The 25297-nt window shown below is 32.8% G+C and carries 20 protein-coding genes and 1 tRNA gene; 20 read left to right on the forward strand and 1 reads right to left on the reverse strand.

The genetic code is table 11. The annotated features are described in order from the left end of the window. Window positions 1–289: 289 nt before the first annotated feature. The 10 genes from P8K68_RS05315 (at window position 290) to P8K68_RS05360 (ending at window position 13096) form a co-directional block, all read left to right on the forward strand. Window positions 290–1525 (forward strand): hypothetical protein, encoded by a 1236-nt coding sequence (locus P8K68_RS05315; RefSeq protein WP_300248638.1) that lies wholly within the window; start codon window positions 290–292, stop codon window positions 1523–1525. Between the two features lie 107 nt (window positions 1526–1632). After that, window positions 1633–2403 carry a hypothetical protein gene (locus P8K68_RS05320; RefSeq protein WP_300248639.1) on the forward strand — a complete coding sequence of 257 codons (771 nt, stop codon included), beginning with the start codon at window positions 1633–1635 and terminating at the stop codon, window positions 2401–2403. A 28-nt stretch (window positions 2404–2431) separates the two neighbouring features. After that, a complete protein-coding gene (locus P8K68_RS05325; protein ID WP_300248640.1) occupies window positions 2432–3190 on the forward strand; it encodes a hypothetical protein in 759 nt (252 codons plus the stop codon). A 135-nt stretch (window positions 3191–3325) separates the two neighbouring features. Next, a complete protein-coding gene (gene topA / locus P8K68_RS05330) occupies window positions 3326–5854 on the forward strand; it encodes a type I DNA topoisomerase (RefSeq protein ID WP_300248641.1) in 2529 nt (842 codons plus the stop codon). Window positions 5855–5857: 3 nt separating this feature from the next. Further along, window positions 5858–7024, forward strand: a complete 1167-nt coding sequence (locus P8K68_RS05335) for a formimidoylglutamase (RefSeq protein WP_300248642.1) — start codon at window positions 5858–5860, stop codon at window positions 7022–7024. Window positions 7025–7182: 158 nt separating this feature from the next. Beyond that, window positions 7183–8553, forward strand: coding sequence for a gliding motility lipoprotein GldK (gldK, locus tag P8K68_RS05340; protein WP_300248658.1), 1371 nt, complete (start codon window positions 7183–7185; stop codon window positions 8551–8553). 86 nt (window positions 8554–8639) lie between these two features. Next, window positions 8640–9278, forward strand: a complete 639-nt coding sequence (gene gldL / locus P8K68_RS05345; protein WP_300248643.1) for a gliding motility protein GldL — start codon at window positions 8640–8642, stop codon at window positions 9276–9278. A 61-nt stretch (window positions 9279–9339) separates the two neighbouring features. Further along, entirely contained in the window at window positions 9340–10902 is a 1563-nt protein-coding gene (gene gldM / locus P8K68_RS05350; protein WP_300248644.1) for a gliding motility protein GldM, read from the forward strand. A 68-nt stretch (window positions 10903–10970) separates the two neighbouring features. After that, entirely contained in the window at window positions 10971–11861 is an 891-nt protein-coding gene (gldN, locus tag P8K68_RS05355) for a gliding motility protein GldN (protein ID WP_300248645.1), read from the forward strand. A gap of 197 nt (window positions 11862–12058) precedes the next feature. Next, window positions 12059–13096, forward strand: a complete 1038-nt coding sequence (locus tag P8K68_RS05360) for an FAD-dependent oxidoreductase (protein WP_300248646.1) — start codon at window positions 12059–12061, stop codon at window positions 13094–13096. Between the two features lie 185 nt (window positions 13097–13281). Here P8K68_RS05360 and P8K68_RS05365 read toward each other — a convergent pair whose 3' ends face one another. Beyond that, entirely contained in the window at window positions 13282–13668 is a 387-nt protein-coding gene (locus P8K68_RS05365) for a DUF983 domain-containing protein (RefSeq protein WP_300248647.1), read from the reverse strand. An 85-nt stretch (window positions 13669–13753) separates the two neighbouring features. On the opposite strand from P8K68_RS05365, the gene P8K68_RS05370 reads away from it, so the two are divergent. The 10 genes from P8K68_RS05370 (at window position 13754) to P8K68_RS05415 (ending at window position 24877) form a co-directional block, all read left to right on the forward strand. After that, window positions 13754–15664, forward strand: coding sequence for an ABC-F family ATP-binding cassette domain-containing protein (locus P8K68_RS05370; protein ID WP_300248648.1), 1911 nt, complete (start codon window positions 13754–13756; stop codon window positions 15662–15664). 79 nt (window positions 15665–15743) lie between these two features. Beyond that, complete coding sequence (locus P8K68_RS05375; protein ID WP_300248649.1) at window positions 15744–16874, forward strand: HlyD family efflux transporter periplasmic adaptor subunit; 1131 nt, start codon at window positions 15744–15746, stop codon at window positions 16872–16874. Beyond that, window positions 16874–20071, forward strand: coding sequence for an efflux RND transporter permease subunit (locus P8K68_RS05380; protein ID WP_300248650.1), 3198 nt, complete (start codon window positions 16874–16876; stop codon window positions 20069–20071). The genes P8K68_RS05375 and P8K68_RS05380 overlap by 1 nt, the downstream gene beginning before the upstream one ends. Then, window positions 20061–21377 (forward strand): TolC family protein, encoded by a 1317-nt coding sequence (locus P8K68_RS05385; protein WP_300248651.1) that lies wholly within the window; start codon window positions 20061–20063, stop codon window positions 21375–21377. The genes P8K68_RS05380 and P8K68_RS05385 overlap by 11 nt, the downstream gene beginning before the upstream one ends. Window positions 21378–21527: 150 nt before the next feature. Further along, window positions 21528–22352, forward strand: coding sequence for a Two component regulator three Y domain protein (locus tag P8K68_RS05390; protein ID WP_300248652.1), 825 nt, complete (start codon window positions 21528–21530; stop codon window positions 22350–22352). A gap of 68 nt (window positions 22353–22420) precedes the next feature. After that, window positions 22421–22603, forward strand: a complete 183-nt coding sequence (locus P8K68_RS05395; RefSeq protein WP_300248653.1) for a CPXCG motif-containing cysteine-rich protein — start codon at window positions 22421–22423, stop codon at window positions 22601–22603. A gap of 119 nt (window positions 22604–22722) precedes the next feature. Next, window positions 22723–22795 (forward strand) — tRNA-Met (locus tag P8K68_RS05400). 1006 nt (window positions 22796–23801) lie between these two features. Beyond that, window positions 23802–24140, forward strand: a complete 339-nt coding sequence (gene ssb, locus P8K68_RS05405; protein ID WP_300248654.1) for a single-stranded DNA-binding protein — start codon at window positions 23802–23804, stop codon at window positions 24138–24140. A gap of 73 nt (window positions 24141–24213) precedes the next feature. Beyond that, window positions 24214–24663: a JAB domain-containing protein gene (locus P8K68_RS05410; RefSeq protein WP_300248655.1), complete on the forward strand. Its 450-nt coding sequence runs from the start codon at window positions 24214–24216 to the stop codon at window positions 24661–24663. A gap of 16 nt (window positions 24664–24679) precedes the next feature. Continuing rightward, window positions 24680–24877 carry a hypothetical protein gene (locus P8K68_RS05415; protein ID WP_300248656.1) on the forward strand — a complete coding sequence of 66 codons (198 nt, stop codon included), beginning with the start codon at window positions 24680–24682 and terminating at the stop codon, window positions 24875–24877. Window positions 24878–25297: the final 420 nt, after the last annotated feature.

A 25297-nucleotide genomic window follows, 5' to 3' on the forward strand; every position in this document is an offset into this window, starting at 1 on the left:
TCGGTCAATAAGTGTGCAAAGATACGATTAATTTATGTTTTGTGACAAAGTGGCAGTTTGATTTTTTCTTAATTTTGTCGCTAATAGTTGAGAATTCAAAGGGCTTCTAAGAATTGCTCTAGCGGGTAGGTGCGCAAGGGATAGTAGTGGAAAGCCCACAGCGACGAAGGTGTGAGGACTTGTAGCGGATAGCCCGACCCTTTAGGGTTGCGCCAAAAAAAACAAAAGATTTAATACTTTTTTACGCAACCAATTTTTCTTTTTTGTATCTTCAATAAGACAACCTACAATGAAATTGAAATACCTTTTTTTGTCCTTCGTTATTTTAGGCGTCTTAGCTTGTGATAAAAATGATGATTATGAATTTGTACAAGTAGCAACGCCGCAGTTAATGAGTAAATCTGCTTTTCGGAGCGCGGTTGAAGTTAGTGTGCCTAAAACTATTGATACTCCTGGTAAAATTTATGTGTACCAAGATTATATTTTTGTTGGTGATGTGAATTCTGGGATTCATGTTATTGATAATTCTAAACCTGAATCGCCAAAACCCATTAAGTTTATTGAGATTCCTGGGAATGAAGATATATCTGTAAAAGACAATTTTTTATATGCTGATAGTGCTACGGATTTAGTAGTTTTTGATATTTCGGATATTAATAATGTGTCGTTTGTAGAGCGGTTGGAAGATGTGTTTAATGTGTATGATTATAATATTCCTACTGAGGCCGAAGATGTTGATTTTGGTGGATTTAATTTTGAGGATGATATTATTGTGGGATGGACACTCACAACTGAAAGAAGAAAAAAAGAAGATAATAACCTAATTGATATTGCTTTAGATGATAGTGTTGTTTTAAATACGGCCGAATCTGCAACAGGCACGGGAGGTTCATTAGCACGATTTCAGGTAGTAGATAACTATTTGTATGCCGTTGGGAATTATGAAATGGCAATTTTTAATATTCAAAATTTAGCTGAACCAGTTTATGAAGATACACAATATGCAGGATGGAATATAGAAACCATGTTTCAGGCAGAAGAGTATTTATATCTTGGTAGCACAAATGGGATGTATATCTATAATTTGGTTAATCCGGCAGCGCCTGCGTTTGTTTCTGAGTTTACACATTGGGAAGGTTGCGACCCTGTTGTGGTAGATGGAGATTATGCGTATTTAACCTTAAGAGGCGGTAATCTTTGTTGGCAACTAGAAAGCGTTTTAGAGGTTATTGATATTAGTGATAAAACAAAGCCGACTTTGGCAGCTAGATATGATTTGGAAAACCCTTATGGTTTGGGAATTAAAAATAATATGCTATACGTTTGCGATGGTACTGCTGGACTCAAGCTATTTGAGCGAGAAACGCCTAAGGATTTAAAGCTGGTGAATGCTTTAAAAGGTATTCAAGCTAAAGATGTTATTCCCTTAGAAAATAGTTTGATTTTAATTGGAGGGAATACCTTGTATCAATTCGAATATATAGAAAACAACGTTGAGCTGATTAGCTCATATATACTAAACTAAACTAAATAAATGTTGTTTGAAAATCTGCCTTCGGGCAGATTTTTTTTGTGTATAATTGTAGCTAATTCCGAAAATAATCACTTAATTTATAAATTACCATACCATAAATGCATACATACGAAAGTTTAGAAAAAAAGATTGAGAATGCTAAAGATTTAAACTTTAGTAACCTTTTAGATAGTGTTATTGAGTTATTTAAACGATTATGGCTTAAAGGCTTAATCCTTGTTTTACTTGTAGTTTCTTTTGCTATTGTTGTAAATATTTTGTTTTCTATAATAGGCTTAGCCCCCAAAAATAATCTTGATATTGAAGGTCTTGATTTTGATGGGTTTTTTAGTTTTTATTCGGACACCATAATTGCTAGTATTCCACAAACGATATTGGTTAGCACTTTAACTATGGCTTTTGTGGCAGCATTTTACAGAATGTGTAAGCAACATGTTTTAGGAGAACAAGTAGTAGATGATTATTTCTATTTTTTAAAGAAGGAATACTTTTCTAAATTATTGATGCTTGGAATCATTCATACAGGGATTGCGGCAGTAACACAATACCTGTTTATGATACCCTATATTTATGCGTTTGTGCGACTGGCTTATTTTACTATTATTTTTGCTAATAATCCAGATTTAAGCGAAGGGGAAATTGTTAAAGCAAGTTTCAAAATAGGGAATAAAAAATGGCTTATTTCTTTCGGCACCTTGTTTGTAGCAGGGCTATTAGGAATGTTAGGTATTATAGGTTGTGGTATTGGGGTTTTGTTAACTATATCCATAGTTTATTTGCCAGTGTTTTTTATTTACAAAGAGGTTATAGGTTTTGAAGACACCAATGAAATAGAGCAAATTGGTGTTGGAAACGATTCAGATTATTAATATTTAAATAGGTTTTAAAATGAACACCATGGAAACATTACTTCGGAAAATTGAAAATGCTAAAGATTTAGATTTTGGAGATATTTTTAGCAAATCTGTCGAGCTTTTTAAAAAAGTTTGGGTACAAGGGTTAGTTATAATTTTATTAACTATACTATTAATGCTTCCGTTCTATATTATTATGTATTTGCCTTTAATAGCAATGGGTGTTTTAGATCCTGAAACCATGCAGCAAGGAGGCGAACCTAATATGGCTATTTTAATCCCGTTTTATTTGTTAATGATTGTATTTGGGTTTTTTGCAACGGTTATAGGATTAGCTTTAAAAGCCGCTTTTTTTAGAATATGCAAGACAAAAGATTTTAATGAAGCCACAAAAGATGATTATTTTTATTTTCTCAAAAAACCTTATTTAGGTAAATCTATAAAGCTGGGAGCAATGATGTTTGGTGTTACTTTAGTTGCCACATTACTATGCTTTTTACCTTTAATATATGCTATGGTTCCACTTTCATTAATGTATGTAATTTATGCTTTAAACCCAGATATGTCTGAATCGGATATTGTAAAAGCGGGGTTTAAATTAGGGAACAAAAAGTGGCTAATAACTTTTGGGTTAATGATTGTTGCTGGATTGTTGGCACAAATAGTAGGGATGATTATGTGTTTTGTAGGCGTATTTGTAACAGCATCATTTGCATCAATACCAATATATTTTATTTATAAAGACGCTTTAGGTATTGAGGAACAAACCGCGATTGAAGAAATAGGGACAAGGACCGAATAAAAAATATTCAATAGAGAAAGCCTGCTTTTAGCATATAAAAAGCAGGCTTTTTTGGTTAAATAAAACACAGATAATCCATAAAATGCTACAGATAAACTTTTTTTCATATACATTTGTAGCTTCAAAAAATGAAGTATGGCGAAGAATTTAGTGATAGTAGAGTCACCTGCTAAGGCAAAAACCATTGAGAAATTTCTAGGAAAAGATTTTAAAGTAGAATCTAGTTTTGGGCATATTGCCGATTTACCTTCCAAGGAATTAGGAGTGGATGTTGATGGTGATTTTAAACCAAAATATGAAGTATCTAGCGATAAAAAATCGGTTGTAAAAAAACTGAAAGACTTAGCTAAAAAAGCAGAAATGGTTTGGTTGGCAAGTGATGAAGACCGAGAGGGAGAGGCAATTGCATGGCATTTAGCCGAAACTTTAAAATTAGATAATGACAAAACAAAACGTATTGTTTTTCATGAAATTACTAAAGGGGCGATTTTAAAAGCTATTGAAAACCCTAGGGGTATTGATTACGATTTAGTAGATGCGCAACAAGCACGTCGCGTTCTAGATAGAATTGTGGGTTACGAGTTGTCTCCAGTGCTTTGGCGAAAAGTTAAAGGCGGATTATCTGCTGGTCGTGTACAATCAGTTTCTGTAAGACTAATTGTAGAAAAGGAAAGAGATATTCAAGGGTTTACACCTGTTGGCTCATATAGAATTGATGCTGAATTCTCAAATGAAGACGGGCAAACCTTTAAAGCAAAACTTCCTAAGAATTTTTCAACTAAAGACGAAGCACAAAAATTCTTAGAACAAAATGCTTCAGCCGATTTTAAAGTTGCAGATTTACAAAAAAAACCTGCAAAGAAATCACCGGCTGCACCATTTACAACATCAACTTTACAACAGGAAGCATCTCGTAAATTATATTTTTCAGTAAGTAAAACCATGACGATGGCACAACGCCTTTATGAAGCAGGTTTAATTACTTATATGAGAACAGATAGTGTCAATTTATCTGATCAGGCCAGAAAAGGCGCAGAAGCAGAAATTAAAAATGCCTTCGGAGATAAATATAGCAAACCAAGAAATTATAAAGGAAAGGCTAAAGGTGCTCAAGAAGCGCATGAGGCTATCAGACCTACAAATTTTTCTACACATTCAGTAGATATTGATAGAGATCAAGCGCGTTTGTATGATTTAATTTGGAAACGTGCTATTGCATCGCAAATGAGTGAAGCAGAATTAGAGCGTACCAATGTTAAGATTAGTGCTTCAACACATAATGAAACGTTTAGTGCTAATGGAGAAGTTATCACGTTTGATGGGTTTTTAAAAGTGTATTTAGAAGGTACTGATGATGAAGATGTGGAGCAAGATGGTATGTTGCCCGCTATGAAAACTAATGAAACATTGCTTAATAATTACATCACAGCAACGGAACGTTATACGCGTCCACCGGCACGATATACTGAGGCTTCATTAGTAAAAAAATTAGAAGAATTAGGTATTGGTCGTCCGTCAACTTATGCACCAACAATTTCAACCATTCAAAACAGAAATTATGTTGAAAAAGGTACTGTTGAAGGCTTAGAGCGAAGCTATTCGCAACTTACTTTGCAATTAGGTGTTGTAAAAGATAAAATGTTAAGTGAAAAAGTTGGTTCTGATAAAGGAAAATTGGTTCCAACAGATATTGGAATGATTGTGACTGACTTTTTGGTCAATCATTTTGAACAGATTTTAGATTATAATTTTACAGCTAAGGTAGAGGCTGATTTTGATGAAATTGCTGAAGGTAATGTAGATTGGACCGAAATGATGAAATCGTTTTACAAAACTTTTCATCCTGTAGTTGAAGATGTAAAAGAAAATGCAGAACGGGAATCTGGCGAGCGTATTTTAGGTGAAGATCCTAAAACTGGAAAACGTGTTAGTGTACGTTTAGGTAAATTTGGACCTATGGTACAGATAGGTACTGTTGATGATGAAGAGAAACCACAATTTGCAAGTTTAAGTCCAGATCAACAATTAAACACCATAACCTACGAAGAAGCTATGGATTTATTCCAGCTTCCTAAAAATTTAGGGAACTATGAAGGTGAAGAAATTCTTGTAAATAATGGTCGTTTTGGCCCTTATGTGAAATTTGGAGATGCTTTCGTATCACTTCCAAGAGGTACAGACCCTTTAAGTGTTGAGTTGGATGATGCAATTGTTTTAATTAAAGAAAAACAAAAAGCAGACGCCCCTATATATATTTATAAAGATTTACCGGTACAAAAAGGTAAAGGACGTTTTGGACCATTTATAAAATGGAACAACATGTTTATTAACGTAAATAAAAAATATGATTGGGAAAACCTTTCTGATGATGAAATAGTTGAATTAATAGAAACAAAAATTCAGAAAGAGATAGATAAGGTTATTCATAATTGGGAAGATGAAGGTATTCGTGTTGAAAAAGCGCGTTGGGGTAGGCATAACGTTTTAAAAGGCAAAGTAAAAGTGGAGCTTGCTAAAACGGTGGATGTGTCTGAAATGACATTAGAAGAGGCAAAAGCCATTATTGAAGCTAATGCACCAAAGAAAAAAGCAACCAAAAGAAAAACGGCTACAAAAAAGAAAACAACCGCTAAAAAGAAGGCACCAGCAAAAAAGAAATCATAGCTCATGAATTTTAATTTTTTATCCCCTGTTTCAGATTCAGTTTTAGCACATAACGAGCTATTATCTGGTCAAGCGCTAGGGCGAAAACTTAAAATGCACTCTGCACAATATGGAATGCCTGATTTAGATGATATTAATATTGCGATAATAGGTGTTTTAGAAAATAGGAATGATATAAATTATATAGGCGAAGAATTTCAGCTGAATGAAATTAGAAAATCGTTTTACGGTCTCTTTCCAGGAAGTTGGAATACTAACGTAGCAGATTTAGGCGATATAAACAGAGGAGAAAGTGTTGAGGATACTTACTTTGCTCTAAAAGAAGCCATAACTATTCTTGTTAAAAAGAATATTATCCCTATTATTTTAGGAGGCTCACAAGATCTTACCTATGCGAATTATAGAGCTTATGATGCTTTAATACCTATGGTAAATATTGTTAATGTTGACTCTCAGTTTAATTTAGGAGATTCAACAAAACCTATTAAAAACGATAGTTTTGTTGGTAAAATCATTTTGGATCAGCCATACAATTTATTTAATTATGCAACTATTGGTTATCAAACCTATTTTAATTCGCAAGAAGAAATAGATTTGATGGATAATTTATATTTCGAATCTTATAGATTAGGAGCGGTATCAAAAGATATCACTTATGTTGAGCCCGTTTTACGCGATGCTAATATTGTAAGTATAGATTTAACTTCTGTAAAAGGATCAGAGGTCAGTTCAAAACAAAAATATTCGCCAAACGGTTTAGATGGAAAGGAGATTTGTGCTATTGCACGGTATGCAGGTATAAGTAATAAAGTGTCTTCATTTGGTGTTTATGAATATAAACCTTCAAAGGACGACACCCTTACAGCTATGTTAGTTGCGCAAATATTATGGTATTTTATTGAGGGTGTTAATTATAGGGTAAAGGATGATGATTTTTTAGATGACAGAAATTATCAAAAGTATATCGCCTTAGTAGAATCTGAAGAATTAGTATTTTATAAGAGTAATAAAACGGGAAGATGGTGGATTGAAATTCCTTTTTTAGCAGAAGTTAATAATAAATTAAAAAGACATACGTTATTACCTTGCATGCATCAAGATTATTTAGATGCCTGCAATAATAAGGTGCCAGATCGTTGGTATAAAGCGTTGCAGAAGAATAGCGTTTAAAATAAAGAGTATAGTTTAAATACCAATTTCATCGTTGAAATGCTTACTTTCTACGATGAAACGTTATTTTTTTAGATAAAAAGTTGTTTTTTAAATAATATATAAATATGTTTACGCTCTCAAAAATGATGCTTAAAATAATTAACCTCAAGTTTTCTATGGATATTAAGAAGTTTATATTGTTAACCACTGTATTTGCAATGCTAGCAAGTTGCGGTTCTAAAGACAGGGGCGAACTAGTTGGTGTGCAAGGAAAAAAATGGCATCCAGAAAAGCCTTATGGTATGGAGCTTGTTCCTGGGGGTTCATTTATAATGGGTAAAGCAGATGATGATCTTGCTGGTGTTAATGATGCACCTTCAAAAACAGTTACTGTTAGAGCTATTTATATGGATGCAACTGAAATAACAAATAGCGAATATCGCCAATTTGTAAATTGGGTAAGAGATTCAATAGTAAGAATGGAGTTAGCAAAATTAGCTGATGATGTTGGCTTAACTCAAGAAGATGAAGGTACCATAGGTGAGTTTGCTTTTAGTGATGCAAATCCTGAAAACATGTCGGTTTACGAAAAATACATGTATGATAATTATACAGGTTTAGGACCCACCGGATATGAAGGAAGAAAGATAAATAAAGACATTGATTTAATTTTTGATACTTCAGAATATCTAGATGAGTATTATGCTGAGGTTATGGATTCTATGTATTTACCTTTAGAGGAGTCATACAACGGACAACGAACTTGGGATGTTACTAAATTTAAATTTCAGTATAGTCATATGGACATCCAAGAGGCTGCGAAAAATAGAGGGGTTAAGCGAAAAGATGTAATAATAAAAGAAGAGTTAGAAATTTATCCTGATACTACAGTTTGGATTAGAGATTTTGCATATTCATATAACGAGCCTATGCATAACGATTATTTCTGGCATGATGCTTATAGTGATTATCCGGTTGTAGGAGTTACTTGGAAACAAGCAAAAGCATTTTGTGAGTGGAGAACACTATGGAAAAATACGTATCAAAAATCTAAAAAAGGTGGTCAAATGGTAAATACATTTAGGTTGCCATCTGAGGCAGAATGGGAATATGCTGCTAGAGGTGGACTGCAAGCTGCAACATATCCTTGGGGTGGACCTTACACAAAAAGTGATAGAGGTTGTTTTATGGCTAATTTTAAGCCTGTAAGAGGCGATTATGCTGCAGATCAAGCATTATATACAGTTGAAGCTAAATCGTATGAGCCAAATGACTACAACTTGTACAATATGTCAGGGAATGTGTCAGAATGGGTAAATGCATCTTATGATCCTTCATCTTACGAATACACATCTAGCATAAATCCAAGTGTAAACGATGCCAATAATAAACGTAAAGTTGTAAGAGGTGGCTCATGGAAAGATGTGGCGTACTTTTTACAAGTAAGTTCAAGAGATTATGAATATGCAGATTCTGCAAGAAGTTATATAGGATTCAGGACCGTTCAAGATTATATGGGGACAGCAGTAACAAAAAACGGGAATTAAACTTTAAACCAAATCAAGAATAAATACTATTAATTAACCTACTTAAGTAAAAAAGAAAACCTACTTAAAATTAAAAACCGAAAATTATGGCAAAGTCAAAAGCAAGTAAGAAATTCATGAATATGGCATACGGATTAGGAGCAGCAATTGTAATCGTTGGTGCACTATTCAAAATTATTCATTTTGAAATAGGACCTTTAACAGGTAATGTAATGTTAACTATTGGTTTATTAACTGAAGCTATTATATTTGCATTATCAGCATTTGAACCTGTAGATGATGAATTAGATTGGTCTTTAGTGTATCCTGAATTAGCAGGAGGACAATCCATGAGAAAAGATGGGAAAAAAGAAGATGCTCAAGGTTTGTTGTCTCAAAAATTAGATAACTTATTAAAAGAAGCTAAAATTGATGGCGAATTAATCGCTAGTTTAGGAGATAGCATCAAAGGTTTTGAAGGCGCTGCTAAAAACATGTCTTCTACTGTAGATTCAATTGAAGCGTCAAAGAAATATGGTGAGGAATTATCATTAGCAGCAGCTCAAATGGAATCGTTGAACAGCTTATACAAAGTACAATTAGATAATGCAAGTAAGCAGCAAACAATCAACGAGGAATCTGTTGAAAATGCAGCAAAATTAAAAGAACAAATGCAATCTTTAGCATCTAACTTATCATCATTAAATGGTGTATATGGTGGTATGTTATCTGCAATGAATAAATAATTAGGAGCGTTAATAAATAATCCCAAATTACATTAATTAACCAAAAAAAACCTAATTAAACATGGCAGGAAATAATTTATCACCAAGACAAAAGATGATTAATCTGATGTATTTAATATTTATAGCGATGCTAGCTTTAAATATGTCAAAAGAAGTGCTTTCAGCCTTCGGATTAATGAACGAAAAGCTAACCGAATCGAATTTAGTAACTGAAGCAAGAAATAACAGTTTTGTTGCAAGTTTAGAAGTGAAAGCTGAAGGTCAACCAGAAAAATATAAGCCTTTAAAAGCAAAAGCAGACCAAATAGACGAATTAGCACATAATTTTAATGCGTATTTAACAGATTTAAAAGGAAAAATGACTGCTAAAATTGATGATCCAACAGATTATGAGATCATGGATAAAGGCGATTATCTTGACGAACATTTCTTTAAAGGCGATAAAATAAAAGAAGATGGTCAAGAATTTTTAGCGCAAATGAAAACCTTTAGAGAAGGTGTTGCAAACATTTTATCTGGGCAAAAAGGTATGGAGCCCATTATCAAAGAGGTTAATGATAAGTTTAATACTGATGACGTTAAGAATAGAGATAATAGATCTCAAGGGTGGTTAGAATATCACTACAAAGGATTTCCTTTAGTAGCATCTTTAACTAAAATGACGCAACTTCAAGCCGATATTAAAACGACTGAATCGGAAGTATTATCAAATATGCTAGCAGGAACGCTTTCTAGTGAAGTATCTATGACAAACTATACAACCTTAATGGAGACCTCTAAATCGGCTTACTTTAATGGTGAGAAATTTGATGGACAAATTGTTTTAGGTCGTAAAGATGCATCAACCAAACCAAGTAGAGTTGAATTAACTTTAGATGGTAGAAAACTTTCTGAAAATCAGTATTCTATTGAAGATGGTAAAGTAAAATTGTTAATAGGAACAGGTGGTGTTGGAGAACATAAAATTGAAGGTAAATTAATCTTTGCTCAAGATGGTGAAGAAATTGAAGTACCTGTAAAATCATCATTTGCTACGGTAGCAAAACCAAATTCAGCTACCATTTCTGCTGATAAAATGAATGTGGTTTATAGAGGTGTTAAAAACCCAATGACTATTTCATTTGCTGGTATTCCAGATAATAAAGTAACTGCAAGTGCTCAAGGTTTATCAAGAGGTTCTGGTAGTAGCTATGTTATGGATGCTACAAGAATTCAAGGTAGAGAAGTAACTATCAACGTTACTGGTACATTGCCAGATGGCGGAAAAGTTAGTGATAATGCTAAATTTAGAATTAAAGATTTACCAAAACCAACAGGAACTGTAAGAGGTGAAGATGGTGCAATAAAAATGCAACGTAATAGTCTTAAAATTTCTACTGTTGGTGCTAAGTTTGATGATTTTGATTTTGAATTACCATTACGAGTTTCTGGATTTAAATTTAAAGTACCAGGACAACCAACAATAAATGTTAAGGGAAATAAGTTAGATAGTAGAGCTCAGAAAGCATTAGCAAAAGCTAAACGTGGATCTGGTGTTCAAATATTTGACATTGAAGCAAAAGCGGGAGGTGTAAGTGTTATACTTAAAAAAGTATCACCAGTTTTTGTTGAGCTTACAAATTAAAATAAATTATTAGAGATAGATTCAATTTAAATATATCTCTAATAATTATAATGTAAAATAAAATTAAGATGAATTTAAAACATTTTTTATTAACCGTTGCTACTTTTTTTGCAGGGTCAAGTTTATTTGCACAAGCTAATATACTTAATGCAAAAAGCCCTGATGAAATAGGCGTAAGAACTGTAGCTCAAAAAGCAGTTGACAATGACAAGCCTTTAGAATACGGTTATGTTGATGATAGAGATATTCTGTTTTCTAAAATGGTTTGGGAAAAAGTTGTGCTAGATGAGCGTGCTAATTTTCCACTTTACTATCCAATAGATACAAATAATATTGGTAGTGATAGAAGATCGTTATATGATGTACTTATGAAGAACATTAAAAACGGAAAAATCAAAAATATCTATGATGATTCTTATTTTACAACAAAACGTACTTTAAAGGATATTGAGTCTGCATTAACAATGGTTGATACTACAGAGTTAGGTATTGAGCAACTTAATGCTGGTGAAGAGTTGTCTGCAGAGTATATTAATAAAAGATCGATTAATGCTGCTGATATAAAAGAGTATCACATTAAAGGACTTTGGTATTTTGATAAGCGTCAATCGGAAATGAAATACAGACTATTAGGAATCGCTCCTGTAGCTCCAGATGTTAACTTTATTGATGACTCCGAACCAGATTTAGTGCCTCTATTTTGGGTATTCTTTCCAGATGCTAGAGAAATATTACATGAAGCTAAATCCTTTAACAACAGTAATAGTTCTATGCCATTTTCTTTTGATCACGTGCTGAATGCAAGACGTTTTCAAGGCTATATTTTTAGAGAAGAAAATGTACAAGGCGATAGAGCTATATCAGAATATGTATCTCAAAATGCTTTAATGCAATTACTTGAATCTGAAAGGATTAAAGATAAAATTAGAGATTTTGAATTAGACATGTGGACTTATTAAGCCATAATAATCTATAAGTTTTAAAGCGCTCACTTTTTTAAGTGAGCGTTTTTTTTTTACCCTTAATTTAAAACTGAATGTATTCCTTCACTTAAAAGGGAAGGTGTCCGCAGGACGGAAGGGTTGTTTTTTAATAAGTTGATTAAAGTCCAAGTCAAAAAAAATAAATTAAAATCTACTTATCTTCGCAATTAATTATGCAAGTAGATTATATTATAGTTGGTATTGGGATTGCTGGAATTAGTTTTTGCGAGCAGTTAACAGCAAATGGAAAATCATTTGTGGTGTTTGATGATGGGTCTCAGCAATCATCAACAGTTGCTGGTGGATTATATAATCCTGTAGTATTAAAACGGTTTACATCGGTTTGGAAAAGCACTGAGCAGTTAGATGTAGCATTGCCGCTTTATGCGAATATTGAGCAAAGACTCCATGTTAAATTAGATTATAAAATCCCTATTTATAGAAAATTTGCTTCACAGGAAGAACAAAACGATTGGTTTGCGGCTTCAGATAAACCTTTACTTTCAAGATATCTGTCGCCAAAAATCATAAAGAATAATAATGATGCTATAAATGCGTCTTTTGGTTTTGGAGAGGTATTAGAAACAGGTAGGCTTGATGTTAAAACCATGATTAGAGCGTATAAAACTGAGTTGCTTAAAGATGGATTATTATTTGAAAAGCCGTTTGATTATGATGATTTACAAATACAAGGCAAAACTATTAATTATCAAAACATATATGCAAAACATATTGTATTTGCTGAAGGTTCTGGTGTAAGGCACAACCCCTATTTTAATAATTTGCCTCTAGCTCCTGCAAAAGGGGAATTACTAACTATTTTTGCACCAGATTTAAAAATTGATTATGTCTTGAAAGCAGGCGTTTTTTTAATTCCGTTGGGTAACGACCTATATAGTGTTGGTGCCACTTACGAATGGAAAGACTTAAGTCATGATACTACTGAAAAAGCCAAAGTAGAACTTTTAATTAAACTTAAAAAACTTATTAGTTGCACTTTTAATGTGGTTAAACAAGTGGCTGGTATTAGACCTACTGTAAAAGATAGAAGACCTTTAGCTGGAAAACATCAAGACCATGACAACGTATTTATATTAAACGGACTTGGAACGCGTGGTGTTATGGTTGGTCCTTATGTAGCCAAACAACTTTACAACTTTATTGAACGTAATGAGCCATTAGAAGCCGAGATTGATATAAGTCGTTTTTAATCTGAAGTAAAAGTTGAGGTATTCTTGCGTAATGTATTGCAGTTAAATATTTATTTTCATAAGCTCAATAATTTAAAATAATAACATACGGATAAAAACCAACAACCTTTTGGGGGCGAGTACTCATACCGTAAAGCTCGACGTCTTGTACTAACCTAACTGCCAGCAGGTAAGAGTCCAAGAAATTATTTTTTTCTAGCTAAAGATTTGTTGTAACTCATAAAAAGATTAATCCAGATATTTCTGGAAATTCTCATTATTATTGGCATAAAAACGATTAAAGTGACTACAATAGATATAAAAATATAATTAAGGCCAGCGTTAAAAACAAAGTAGCTTATAACAAAAGCGGCTACTGCAAAGGCAATACCAACACCGTAACTTACGTACATGGCGCCATAGAAAAAGGATGGTTCTATTTTATATTTTGTATTACAGTTACTGCATGTTTCGTTCATGCTTAATGCCTCAGAAAGTATGTAGGGGTTTTTATTTACATACATAGATTCTTCATGACATTTTGGACATGTGCCAGAGAAAATGCTATATAATTTTGAGCCTTTTTTAAACATATAATTTAATGTACTTTTGCATCCGCAATTACAGTGCAAAAATACCATTTTAATAATATTGTACTGTAATAAAAGTTACATTTCTATGATGAACATTCATAATTTATCAATTTCATTTCAAGGAGAATATCTGTTTGAAGATATAACTTTCAAATTAGGTAATGGCGATAGGATAGGACTTATTGGAAAGAATGGCGCAGGTAAATCTACAATGCTTAAAATATTATCAAAAGAAATGGAGCCTGATACAGGGCAAATTGCTGCTGATAAAGAACTTAAAATTGGATTTTTAAAGCAGGATATTGATTTTATATTGGGAAGAACGGTTTTAGAAGAATCTTATGAGGCATTTAAAGAGATTAAAGCTTTAGAAGCTAAAATGGAAAACGTAAACCATCAGTTGGCTGAACGTACAGACTATGAAAGTGACGGATACCATCAGTTAATGGTTGATATAAACGAGCTACAGCACCAATATGAAATTCAAGGCGGTTATAATTATCAAGGCGATACGGAAAAAATTCTTCAAGGTCTAGGTTTTAAAAGAGAGGATTTTGATAAACTGACTGATACGTTTTCTGGAGGGTGGCGTATGCGTATTGAGTTAGCAAAACTATTGCTTCAGAATAATGATATTTTACTTTTGGATGAACCCACAAACCACTTAGATATAGAATCTATTATTTGGTTGGAGGGTTTTTTAAGAAATTATGCTGGTGCTGTGGCTATTGTATCGCATGATAAAATGTTTTTGGATAATGTAACTAATAGAACTATTGAGATTTCTTTAGGGCGTATTTATGATTATCCTAAACCATACTCTAAGTTTTTAGTATTGCGTGAAGAATTGAGAACACAACAATTAGCGTCTCAAAAAAATCAGCAAAAACAAATTGAGCAAACTGAAAAGCTTATTGAAAAGTTTCGTGCTAAAGCATCAAAAGCAACCATGGCACAATCGCTTATAAAAAAGCTTGATAAAATTGATAGAATTGAGGTTGATGAAGATGATAATAGTGTTATGACACTTAATTTTCCTGTTTCTATAACACCAGGGAAGGTTGTGGTAGAAGCTGAAAAGATATCCAAAAATTATGGCGATAATCAAGTTTTAAAAGATATAGATTTATTAATTGAGCGCGATAGTAAAACTGCTTTTGTTGGGCAAAACGGACAAGGTAAATCTACGTTAGCTAAAATGCTTGTAGGCGATATTAAGTATGATGGGTATTTAAAATTAGGGCATAATGTGCAAATTGGATATTTTGCTCAAAACCAAGCGGAATATCTTGATGGAAACAAAACAGTTTTAGATACCATGATTGACGCTGCTAACGAAACGAACCGAAGTAAAGTTCGAGATATTTTAGGCTCGTTTTTATTTAGAGGCGATGAGGTTGAAAAATATGTACGCGTGCTTTCTGGTGGTGAGCGTAACAGATTAGCTTTAGCTAAACTTATGTTACAACCTTTTAATGTGCTTATTATGGATGAGCCTACGAATCACTTAGATATAAAATCTAAAAATGTTTTGAAGGAAGCTTTAAAACGTTTTCAAGGCACACTGATTTTGGTGTCTCATGATCGTGATTTTCTTCAAGGTTTAACCAATTTTGTTTATGAATTTAAAGACCATAAGTTAAAAGAATATTTAGGGGATATTGATTATTATTTAGATCAACGAAAAGTTGAAAGCTTAAGAGACGTTGAAAAACGTACTGTTGTTAAAGAAACACCTAAGGTTAAGAAGCAGCAGTCTTACGAAGATCAGAAAAAAATGAAATCTTTAAATAATAAGTTAAGTAACGTTGAGTCTAAAATTAATCAACTAGAACAAGACATAAAAAAGATAAATTTAGAGCTAGAAATAAACTACGAAGAGGTGTCTTCTAAGACAAATTTCTTTGATAATTATCAAAAAATGAAATCTGATTTACAGGATTTTATGAAAAAATGGGAAGACATTCAGTTAGAAATTGAAACCTTTGATAATTAGAAATTTTTTTAAGTTTTTTTTAACTTTTAAGCGTAAGTTAAAAGGTAATTTTGAAGACTAGACCATCAAAATTATTAGTATGCGTAAAATTATACTTTCCGTTCTTGGAATTTTACTAATCGTATTTTCTTTTTTGTTTGCGAAAAAACTTATTGCAAATAAGAATAAACCAAAACCTGTTAAAGAAAAAATAGTAAAAACAGTATTTGTAGATACCGTTTTAAACCGCACTGTTCAAATAATTATTCCTGCAAATGGTAGCTTAGTAGCAAAGCAACGCGTAGAACTCTATGCCGAGGTGCAAGGTGTTTTTAAATCATCAAATATTCTTTTTAAGCCAGGGCAGAAATACCAGAAAGGTCAAACTTTAATTAAAATAGATGCAGCCGAATATTATGCAACAGTACAAGCATCAAAAAGTAATTTGTATAATGCAATTGCGGCAATAATGCCTGACTTACGTATGGATTTTCCTGATGTTTTTCGGAAATGGCAGACCTATCTGAATACTTTCGATTTAAGTAAAACAACACCAGAATTACCAAAAATGACTTCCGATAAGGAAAACTATTTTATTACAGGACGCGGTATTGTTTCAAATTATTATAATGTTAAGAATTTAGAACAGCGTTTATCAAAATATAATATTTCTGCTCCATTTTCAGGTATATTAACCGAGGCTTTAGTTACTGAGGGGTCTTTAGTAAGAAGTGGACAGAAGTTAGGCGAATTTATTAATACCTCAGTTTACGAAATGGAAGTAGCTGTAAGTAGAAGTTATGCGAGATTATTGAAAGTTGGCGAATCTGTTAAACTTACCAATTTGGATAAAACAGAATCATACACAGGAAAAGTGTCTCGTGTAAACGGTAGTATTGATGCTAACACGCAAACCATAACAGCTTATATTGATGTTAAAGATGATGCCTTAAAAGAGGGTATGTATTTGGAGGCAAGCTTAAATGCAAAAGAAGAGCAAAATGCTATTGAGATAGATCGTAATTTATTATCTGAAAATGATGAAATATTTATTGTTAGAGATAGTGTCTTAGATGTTATTTCTGCAAAACCAGTATATTTTTCAGACACCAAAGTAGTTTTGAAAAATGTTGCGAACGGAACGGTTATTCTTAAAAAAACAGTTCCGGGAGCCTATGCTGGTATGCTCGTGAAACCTTTTAAAGAATCGATTAAAAAGGCAGATAAATAATGAGAAAATTAATCGCTTATTTTATTAAATATCATGTTGCCGTAAATGTTTTCTTGCTCGCCTTTCTGGTTTTTGGATCTATTGGTGTGCTGTCTCTTAAATCCTCCTTTTTTCCATTAGTAGAGTCTAAAATTATCAATGTCAGTATAGCTTATCCGGGAGCATCACCACAAGAAATAGAAGAAGGCGTTGTTCTTAAAATTGAAGATAACCTAAAAGGTTTAAGAGGTGTAGATCGAGTAACTTCAGTATCTCGCGAAAATAGCGGTACAATAACCATTGAAATTGAAAAAGGAGAGAATATAGATTTTATGCTTTTAGAGGTTAAAAATGCGGTAGATCGTGTGCCGTCTTTCCCAACAGGAATGGAACCTTTAATTGTTGCTAAACGCGAAGAAGTCCGACAAACCATTTCGTTTGCTATAAGCGGAAAAAATATACCTCTGGCCACTTTAAAACAATTAGGAAGACAAGTTGAAAACGATTTAAGAGCCATTGACGGAATTTCTCAAATTGAAGTCACAGGATATCCAGAGGAAGAAATTGAAATTGCCGTTAATGAAGCTAGTTTATTAGCATATAATATTGGGTTCTCTGATGTCTCGCAGGCGGTTAGTGCTTCAAATATTTTAGTAACTGGTGGAAATATTAAAACCGATGCCGAAGAATATTTAATTCGTGCAAATAATCGTTCGTATTATGGCGATGAGCTTTCAAATATTATTATTAAAGCGACTAACGATGGTAAAACAGTACGTTTAAAAGATGTAGCTATTATTCGTGATCGTTTCTCTGAAACGCCTAACGCGACTTATTTTAATGAGGAATTAGCAGTTGATGTTACTGTAACCAGTACAAATAATGAAGATTTAATATCTGCTGCTGATAAAGTGAAATCATATGTTGAAGGGTATAACCAAAGCCATAATAATGTTAAGCTTAATGTTGTTCGAGATTTATCAATCACTTTAAATCAACGTACCGAATTATTGATTTGGAATGCGATTATGGGAATTACTCTCGTGCTAATATTCTTGTCCCTGTTTCTAAATACAAGGTTAGCATTTTGGGTTGCTTTTGGGCTTCCTGTATCATTTCTAGGAATGTTCATTTTTGCAAGTCAGTTTGATGTTACTATAAACGTACTATCTCTTTTCGGAATGATAATCGTTATCGGTATTTTGGTAGATGATGGTATTGTAATTGCCGAAAATATTTATCAACATTATGAAAAAGGAAAAACACCAATACAAGCGGCTATAGATGGTACAATGGAAGTAATTCCGCCAGTAGTTTCAGCAATAATAACTACGCTTTTAGCCTTTTCTCTCTTCTTGTTTTTAGATAGTAGAATAGGAGAGTTTTTCAGTGAAGTTTCAGTTATTGTGATATTAACTTTATTGGTGTCTTTAATTGAAGCCTTAATTATTCTACCTGCACATTTAGCACACTCCAAAGCTTTGCGTAAACCAATTCAAGAAGAAAATCCTTCTAAAATGAAGCAATTCTTTACTAAAATGCGTGTTATAAATAAAGTGGGCGATAAGATTATGGTATTCTTGAGGGATAGGGTTTATAGTCCAACTTTAGATTTTGTTTTAAAATTCAAGATGTTATCTTTAGGTATTTTTGTTGCCCTTTTAATACTCACTTTTGGGTCTATAGGCGGTGGTATTATTGGAGTTACTTTATTTCCTTCTATTGCTAGTGATAGGGTTTCCATAGAATTAGACATGCCTAATGGAACTAATGAGGAAATTACAGACTCTATTATATCCATGATAGAACAAAAATCGTTTTTGGTTAATAAACAATTAACAGAAAAATATTTAAAAGGGACAGGAAAGCAATTGTTTGAAAATACCATTCTAACTTTAAGAAGTTCTTCAAGTGCAAGTTTGCAAATTAATATGCTGCCTGGTGAGGAGCGTCCTGATGCGATAAATTCAAGATTGGTAGCTAATAAATTACGAGAGGCTGTAGGCCCAGTTATAGGAACCGAACGGCTAATTTTTGGTTCTGGTGGTAATTTTGGCGGGAGTCCAGTTTCGGTATCCCTTCTAAGTAATAATATAGACGAATTAAAAGCCGCTAAGAAGGAGCTTAAAGACGTTTTGCAATCCAATCCGTTATTAAAGGATGTTGAAGATAACGATCCAGCAGGAATTAAGGAAATTCGTTTAGAATTAAAAGAAAGTGCTTATTTGTTAGGTTTAGACTTGCGTACGGTGATGACGCAAGTACGCTCTGGTTTTTTTGGAACACAAGCGCAACGTTTTCAGCGAGGACAGGACGAGATTAAGGTTTGGGTTCGTTACGATAGAAGTAACAGAGCATCTATTAATAATTTAGACGATATGCGTATTGTAACACCATCTGGTAATCGTGTAACCTTAAAAGATATTGCCAATTATACCATTGAAAGAGGTGATGTAGCCATAAACCATTTAGAGGGATTACGTGAAATAAAAGTATCTTCAGATTTAAAAGATCCAAACGCAAGTGCTACAGATATAATAGATGATGTTAAATTAAACATTATTCCTGGAATTCAATCAAGATATCCCACAATTTCAGCATCTTTTGAAGGTCAGAATAGAGAAAAAGATAAGCTGTTAGCTTCCTTATCACGTGCTGGAATCCCAATCTTATTTCTAATCTATATTACAATAGCCTTTACGTTTAGAAGTTATAGTCAGCCTATTCTTCTAATTTTATTAGTCCCTTTTAGTTTAACGGCAGTGGCTTGGGGGCATTGGATATTAGGATTCTCAGTAAATATATTATCGCTTTTAGGTATTATTGCGTTAATAGGAATTATGGTAAATGATGGTCTTGTTTTAATTGGTAAATTTAATACTAATTTAAGAGAAGGAATGACTTTTGATTTAGCGCTTTCTGAAGCAGGAAAGTCCCGATTTAGAGCTATTTTCTTAACCTCATTAACTACAGTTGCTGGTTTAGCACCATTGTTGCTTGAAAAAAGTAGGCAAGCACAATTTTTAAAACCAATGGCGATTTCTATTTCTTTTGGAATTGCTTATGCGACTATTTTAACACTATTGGTTTTACCATTATTCTTAGGGTTTAGTAATGGTATTAAAAAGAATATAAAATGGTTAGCAACTGGTAATGAAGTTACAAAAGAAGAAGTTGAACGCGCTATTAAAGAACAAAAAGAAGAAGATGAATATTAAATTTGTTTTTTTAAGTATGCTATTGGCATCGCAAGTGTCATTATTTGCTCAAGAATTAATCACACCAGAAAAAGCAGTGAGTCTCGCTTTAGAAAACAACTACGGTATTAAATTGGTTAATACAGATGTTGAGGTTGCGAAGAATAACGCAAATATTTTAAATTCAGGTTATTTACCAACGTTAACGGGAAATGCAGGAGCAACTTATAATAGAGATAATACGGAGGCTGAATTTGCAGATGGTCGTGTAACGGTTTTAAACGGTGCGGAAAGTTCTAGATATAATGCGTCAGTAGATTTAAATTACACCTTGTTTGATGGTTTAGGGCGTTCTTATAATTATAAACAACTCAAAGAAACCCAAAAATTAACCGAGTTACAAGCACGAGAAACTATTGAGAATACAATACTTCAGCTTTTTACTATATATTATAATGTTGCTGAACGAACTGAAAATACTAATGCTATTTTGCAAACTTTAGCTATTTCTAAAGAGCGATTAACACGTGCAAAGTACCAATTTGACTATGGGCAAAATACTAAATTAGGCGTGCTTAATGCCGAAGTAGATATTAATAATGATAGTATTAGTTTAATGAATTCAGAACAGCAGTTAAGAAACTCTAAACGCGATTTGAATCTTGTTTTAGGAAATACTTTAAAAGAGACGTTTAGAATTGATACTAAAATTGAGTTTAAAACACTTTATGATAAAGCGGCGCTTTTAGAGAAGGCTAAAGCGAATAATATAAATTTATTACAAGTAGATAAAAGTATAACTATTAATACATTGGGAGTTAAATCTGAAAAATCGGCATACTTACCAACAGTTGGTTTAATAGGAAGTTATGGTTGGAATAAGAATAATAATAATGCAGCTTCTTTTATCGCTACATCAACCAATACAGGGCTTTCAGGAGGTTTAAATTTACGTTGGAATTTATTTGATGGGGGTACTGCTATCACAAGAGTTAAAAATGCTAAAATAAATTTAGAAGCTCAAAATATTCAAAAAGAACAATTACGCGTTACCTTAGAGCGCGATTTTAATAATGCATGGGATGATTATCAAAATAAATTAGAAATTTATAGATTACAGGAACATAATATAAACACGGCAGAAAATAATTTTAATAGAACACAGGAGAAGTTTAAATTAGGACAAGTCAATTCAATTGAGTTCAGACAGGCGCAACTCAATCTCTTAAATGCAGAATTAAATAGAAATCAAGCTAAATATTCGGTTAAAGTTTCGGAATTGCAATTACTTCAAATAAGTGGAGAAATATTAACTATTAGTTTTTAAGGCCGTTTAGAGTTTAGTTTTTTAACCAGTAAAATGTAGTTTGTTTTTATACAATTGTTAAAATTTTAAGTATTTCGTCGATAAAAATAGTTTTTAATCTAGTTTAGGCCTATATTCGCTTAAGAATTAATCCCAAATTTGACCAAAGACATGAAGACTTTAAAATTAATAGCAATTTGTTTCCTTGTTACAGCGTATTCATTTGCTAACGTTTCATCTACAGATAAAGACGCTCTAATAGCCATATATAACGCAACAAATGGTGCGGAATGGAATTCCTCTTGGGATTTAAATGCATCTATTGATACTTGGTATGGTGTTAAAATAGAAAACGAAAACGTAGTTGAAATTAACCTTCAGTTTAATAACCTTGATGGAAACTTACCTCAAGAGATTGGAAACTTAACTAGTTTAAAGGTGTTGAACTTAGGTTTCAATAAACTTAAAGGCACACTTCCTACTACATTAAGTAATTTAAAAGAATTAACAGCTCTTGAGTTATTTATGAACGGTTTTGAAGGCGAGATTCCATCAGCATTAGGTGAATTGAAAAAGCTTAATACATTAAAACTATATAGTAATAAATTTACAGGTGAAATTCCAAGTTCATTAATGAGTTTAACTAACCTTAGAGAGTTATTATTAGGAAGTAATTTTTTAAGTGGCCAGATTCCAACTGAGATTTATGCATTATCAAAATTACAAAAGTTAAGTTTGATGGATAATAAAATGGATGGTGAGATTCCTGTAGAAATAGCTCAATTAAAAGATTTAGAAGAGTTGTTATTATCAACAAATCAATTTACTGGAGATTTACCACAAGAGTTTATGAATTTAACAAAGCTAAACACGATGATGGTTAGTGATAATAACTTAAACCAAGAGTACCTTACAGTTTCTGGTAAAAACCCTCCTACACTGATGCAGTTAGAAATACAAAATGCAACAGCAACAATGGATATCGAGAAAGAATAAATTATAGTTTTTATAAATTTAGTTAGTTAAAAGTCATCATTTATGATGGCTTTTTTTATTTTTATAATATGCTAGAACACTATTTTACATGCCCGCATTGTTGGCAAACCATTTCTATGCTAATAGATAATTCTGTTTATAATCAATCTTATATAGAAGATTGCGAAGTGTGTTGTAACCCAATTCAAATTACAGCTCAATTTGTAGATACAGAATTAACAGCGTTTCAAGCAAATAGCATTGAGCAATAATTTTTTTGTTTTTTATGTTTGCTAAAGTAAAAAAGGATTGTATCTTTGCAGTCCTAAATGATTTGGTCGGCATAATGAACCGAAAGTTAAAAGCTAAGAAAATCATTTTAAGATTATATCGCGGGATAGAGCAGTAGGTAGCTCGTCGGGCTCATAACCCGAAGGTCACTGGTTCGAGTCCAGTTCCCGCTACTAGTAAAGACAAGGGTTTCAAGAAATTGAAACCCTTTTTTTATTACACCTAGTACAGAATAAGTACAGAATAATCCTTTTTTCAAATTTTTATTAAAATTGTTATTATTTGATATCTTTTGCGGGTAAATTCTATAGCTATTAGTAGATTTATGGGGATCAATCCCAAAAGTTGTGTGTTAAATGAAATAAGGTTCCCAATTTGCATCATATCATTTTAACTATAAGTGCGATAACATTTGTACTATAATTATTCTTATGTTGAGTTGAGTGAAGATTCAGCAAGAATTAATCTGTTTTTAAATTGAATATTTCTTTTTATTCAGTCCATTCCCTTGCATTCCGTAAAAACTACATTTCAGAAAAAGAACTTCATTATCAAAGTCTTGGACACAATCCTCACTTTTGACTTTTCATTCCGTTAACCCTTTCCGCTCCGCTGGAAAGGAACTCTTCATTCCAAGTAAAAAGTGTGAATCAAGTCCGCTTGATGTGAACAAATATCAAAATAATAAGCGGAAAGCCAAACCCTAAATTTTCTTAACCATACCATCTGCAAAGCTTTCTTTGAGCTTTACTGGATGCTACTTAAAAATTCAGGATTTGCCTCAGTCATTTTAAGGGGTTAATAATAGATGACGCCTTTTGTTGTTTTTCGGGGCGTCGAAAAACAGGCAGTGCATAAGCATTTCTAATTGGAACCTATTTCCTTTTCTCGCTTAACTACCGGTACGCTCTAACGCAAATAGGTTCCAAAGAATTGCTAATGCCCTTATGGAACTTGTCAAGACCTTGCAAGTTTTATAAAAAAATAAGGTTTCTACGTCCTTGAAAATCCAAGGATTTTACTACGTCGCAGACACTCCTGATTTATTTTCTAAAAGTCTTGACAAAACCCACGTCATCTATGGTGCGGAGCACGAAAGAAATCGAACAAAACACCCCTTAAAATTTAATTCAGTTTAAACCAATACAGGGGAATTATTAACCTTTAAATTTTTAAATCATGAGTACATTAAGAAACAAAGTACAGTTAATTGGGCATGTTGGACAAGAACCAACCATTACAAACTTAGACAACGGTAAGAAAGTAGTCCGTTTATCTATCGCAACAAATGAGCATTACAAAGACGGTAAAGGCGAAAAACAAACCAATACCAATTGGCACAGTTTAGTGGTATGGGGTAAGACGGCAGACATCATCGAAAAGTATGTAACCAAAGGTAAAGAGATTGCCATTGAAGGGAAATTGACTTCAAGAAGTTATGAGGACAAGGACGGTGTAAAACGCTATGTAACCGAAGTGGTAGTAAGTGAAATACTTCTGTTAGGAAATGCAGAGTAAACAAAAAGAAAGAGGGTGTTACTTTCTACGGACACACCCTCTTTTTCATTATTAACTTCAAAAGAAAAGAACAATGAAAACCAAAGTTAACGAAATAAAAATAAGTTACCGAGAAAAGCTAAGCACTTCTAAAGCAATATCTATTAAAAGTTCAGAGGATGCCGCAAAATTGATTTTTCAAGGGTGGAATCAAGACACCATAGGCTTACAGGAATCCTTTAAGGTATTACTATTGAATAATTCCAATAAGATAAAAGGCATTTACCAAGTATCAACAGGAAGTATTACAGGCACATTGGTAGATATGCGGATATTATTTGCCGTCATAATTAAAACTTTATCAGTAGGCGTAATTTTAGCGCACAATCATCCTAGCAATAAACTAAAGCCTAGTGAAGCAGACAAACAGTTGACTGATAAAATCCAACAAGCAGCCAAATTGTTTGATGTGAATGTTCTCGACCATTTGATTATTACACCAGATGGTAATTATTACAGTTTTGCTGATAATGGGTTACTATAGTTAAAAATAAATTATCATGGTCTATTTAAATTATAACAACCTCGATGCAGAAACCCAAAACCGATTGCTCCAAGATTCCAAAAGTGATGTGGAGCAAAAATTTGGAAACGACCTAAAATCCTACGCTGAAAAACAGCATTTGGATTATAACACTTTATTGGAAGAGGAAGCCATAAAGAATTTATACAGCTACCAATATGTGTTCAATATTTGATTAATATACTAATAGTAATCTAGCCTTTGGGTGTCTAAAAGATGTCCAAAGGTTTTATAAAAATAGTCACACTCATTTTTGAAATCTGACGTTCAAAACCAAACATTTATTAAAATTCATTTTTTTTAATATCAAAACCACTTGTTTGAAACCAATCCGCGTTTGAGTTTTAATACCTAATCCCATAACTTTAAAATAGCAGAAGTGCCCAGGAAAAGCAACTGATTTTTTAGTCAGGTTGTGTGAAAATTTTGTTCGCTAAAGCGAACGAAATCGATAAGCAAGAGGGTAACCCGCGTTGCGAGGTTACATATTTGCTTTAATCAGTAATCAACTTAAAATCAGTTGATTAAAAAGTTTTAAAAAAATACGGATATGGATTTTGATGGGGTTTTTAGAGTAAAAATGCGTTCAGCCCAA

The sequence above is a fragment of the Algibacter sp. genome, assembly GCF_029245835.1.
Taxonomy (GTDB): Bacteria; Bacteroidota; Bacteroidia; order Flavobacteriales; family Flavobacteriaceae; genus Algibacter_B.

Excerpts from the sequence above, each read along its gene's own strand:
- P8K68_RS05315 (WP_300248638.1), top strand. The coding sequence starts at position 290 with ATGAAATTGAAATACCTTTTTTTGTCCTTCGTTATTTTAGGCGTCTTA.
- P8K68_RS05320 (WP_300248639.1), top strand. The coding sequence starts at position 1,633 with ATGCATACATACGAAAGTTTAGAAAAAAAGATTGAGAATGCTAAAGAT.
- P8K68_RS05325 (WP_300248640.1), top strand. The coding sequence starts at position 2,432 with ATGGAAACATTACTTCGGAAAATTGAAAATGCTAAAGATTTAGATTTT.
- topA (WP_300248641.1), top strand. The coding sequence starts at position 3,326 with ATGGCGAAGAATTTAGTGATAGTAGAGTCACCTGCTAAGGCAAAAACC.
- P8K68_RS05335 (WP_300248642.1), top strand. The coding sequence starts at position 5,858 with ATGAATTTTAATTTTTTATCCCCTGTTTCAGATTCAGTTTTAGCACAT.
- gldK (WP_300248658.1), top strand. The coding sequence starts at position 7,183 with ATGGATATTAAGAAGTTTATATTGTTAACCACTGTATTTGCAATGCTA.
- gldL (WP_300248643.1), top strand. The coding sequence starts at position 8,640 with ATGGCAAAGTCAAAAGCAAGTAAGAAATTCATGAATATGGCATACGGA.
- gldM (WP_300248644.1), top strand. The coding sequence starts at position 9,340 with ATGGCAGGAAATAATTTATCACCAAGACAAAAGATGATTAATCTGATG.
- gldN (WP_300248645.1), top strand. The coding sequence starts at position 10,971 with ATGAATTTAAAACATTTTTTATTAACCGTTGCTACTTTTTTTGCAGGG.
- P8K68_RS05360 (WP_300248646.1), top strand. The coding sequence starts at position 12,059 with ATGCAAGTAGATTATATTATAGTTGGTATTGGGATTGCTGGAATTAGT.
- P8K68_RS05365 (WP_300248647.1), bottom strand. The coding sequence starts at position 13,668 with ATGTTTAAAAAAGGCTCAAAATTATATAGCATTTTCTCTGGCACATGT.
- P8K68_RS05370 (WP_300248648.1), top strand. The coding sequence starts at position 13,754 with ATGATGAACATTCATAATTTATCAATTTCATTTCAAGGAGAATATCTG.
- P8K68_RS05375 (WP_300248649.1), top strand. The coding sequence starts at position 15,744 with ATGCGTAAAATTATACTTTCCGTTCTTGGAATTTTACTAATCGTATTT.
- P8K68_RS05380 (WP_300248650.1), top strand. The coding sequence starts at position 16,874 with ATGAGAAAATTAATCGCTTATTTTATTAAATATCATGTTGCCGTAAAT.
- P8K68_RS05385 (WP_300248651.1), top strand. The coding sequence starts at position 20,061 with ATGAATATTAAATTTGTTTTTTTAAGTATGCTATTGGCATCGCAAGTG.
- P8K68_RS05390 (WP_300248652.1), top strand. The coding sequence starts at position 21,528 with ATGAAGACTTTAAAATTAATAGCAATTTGTTTCCTTGTTACAGCGTAT.
- P8K68_RS05395 (WP_300248653.1), top strand. The coding sequence starts at position 22,421 with ATGCTAGAACACTATTTTACATGCCCGCATTGTTGGCAAACCATTTCT.
- ssb (WP_300248654.1), top strand. The coding sequence starts at position 23,802 with ATGAGTACATTAAGAAACAAAGTACAGTTAATTGGGCATGTTGGACAA.
- P8K68_RS05410 (WP_300248655.1), top strand. The coding sequence starts at position 24,214 with ATGAAAACCAAAGTTAACGAAATAAAAATAAGTTACCGAGAAAAGCTA.
- P8K68_RS05415 (WP_300248656.1), top strand. The coding sequence starts at position 24,680 with ATGGTCTATTTAAATTATAACAACCTCGATGCAGAAACCCAAAACCGA.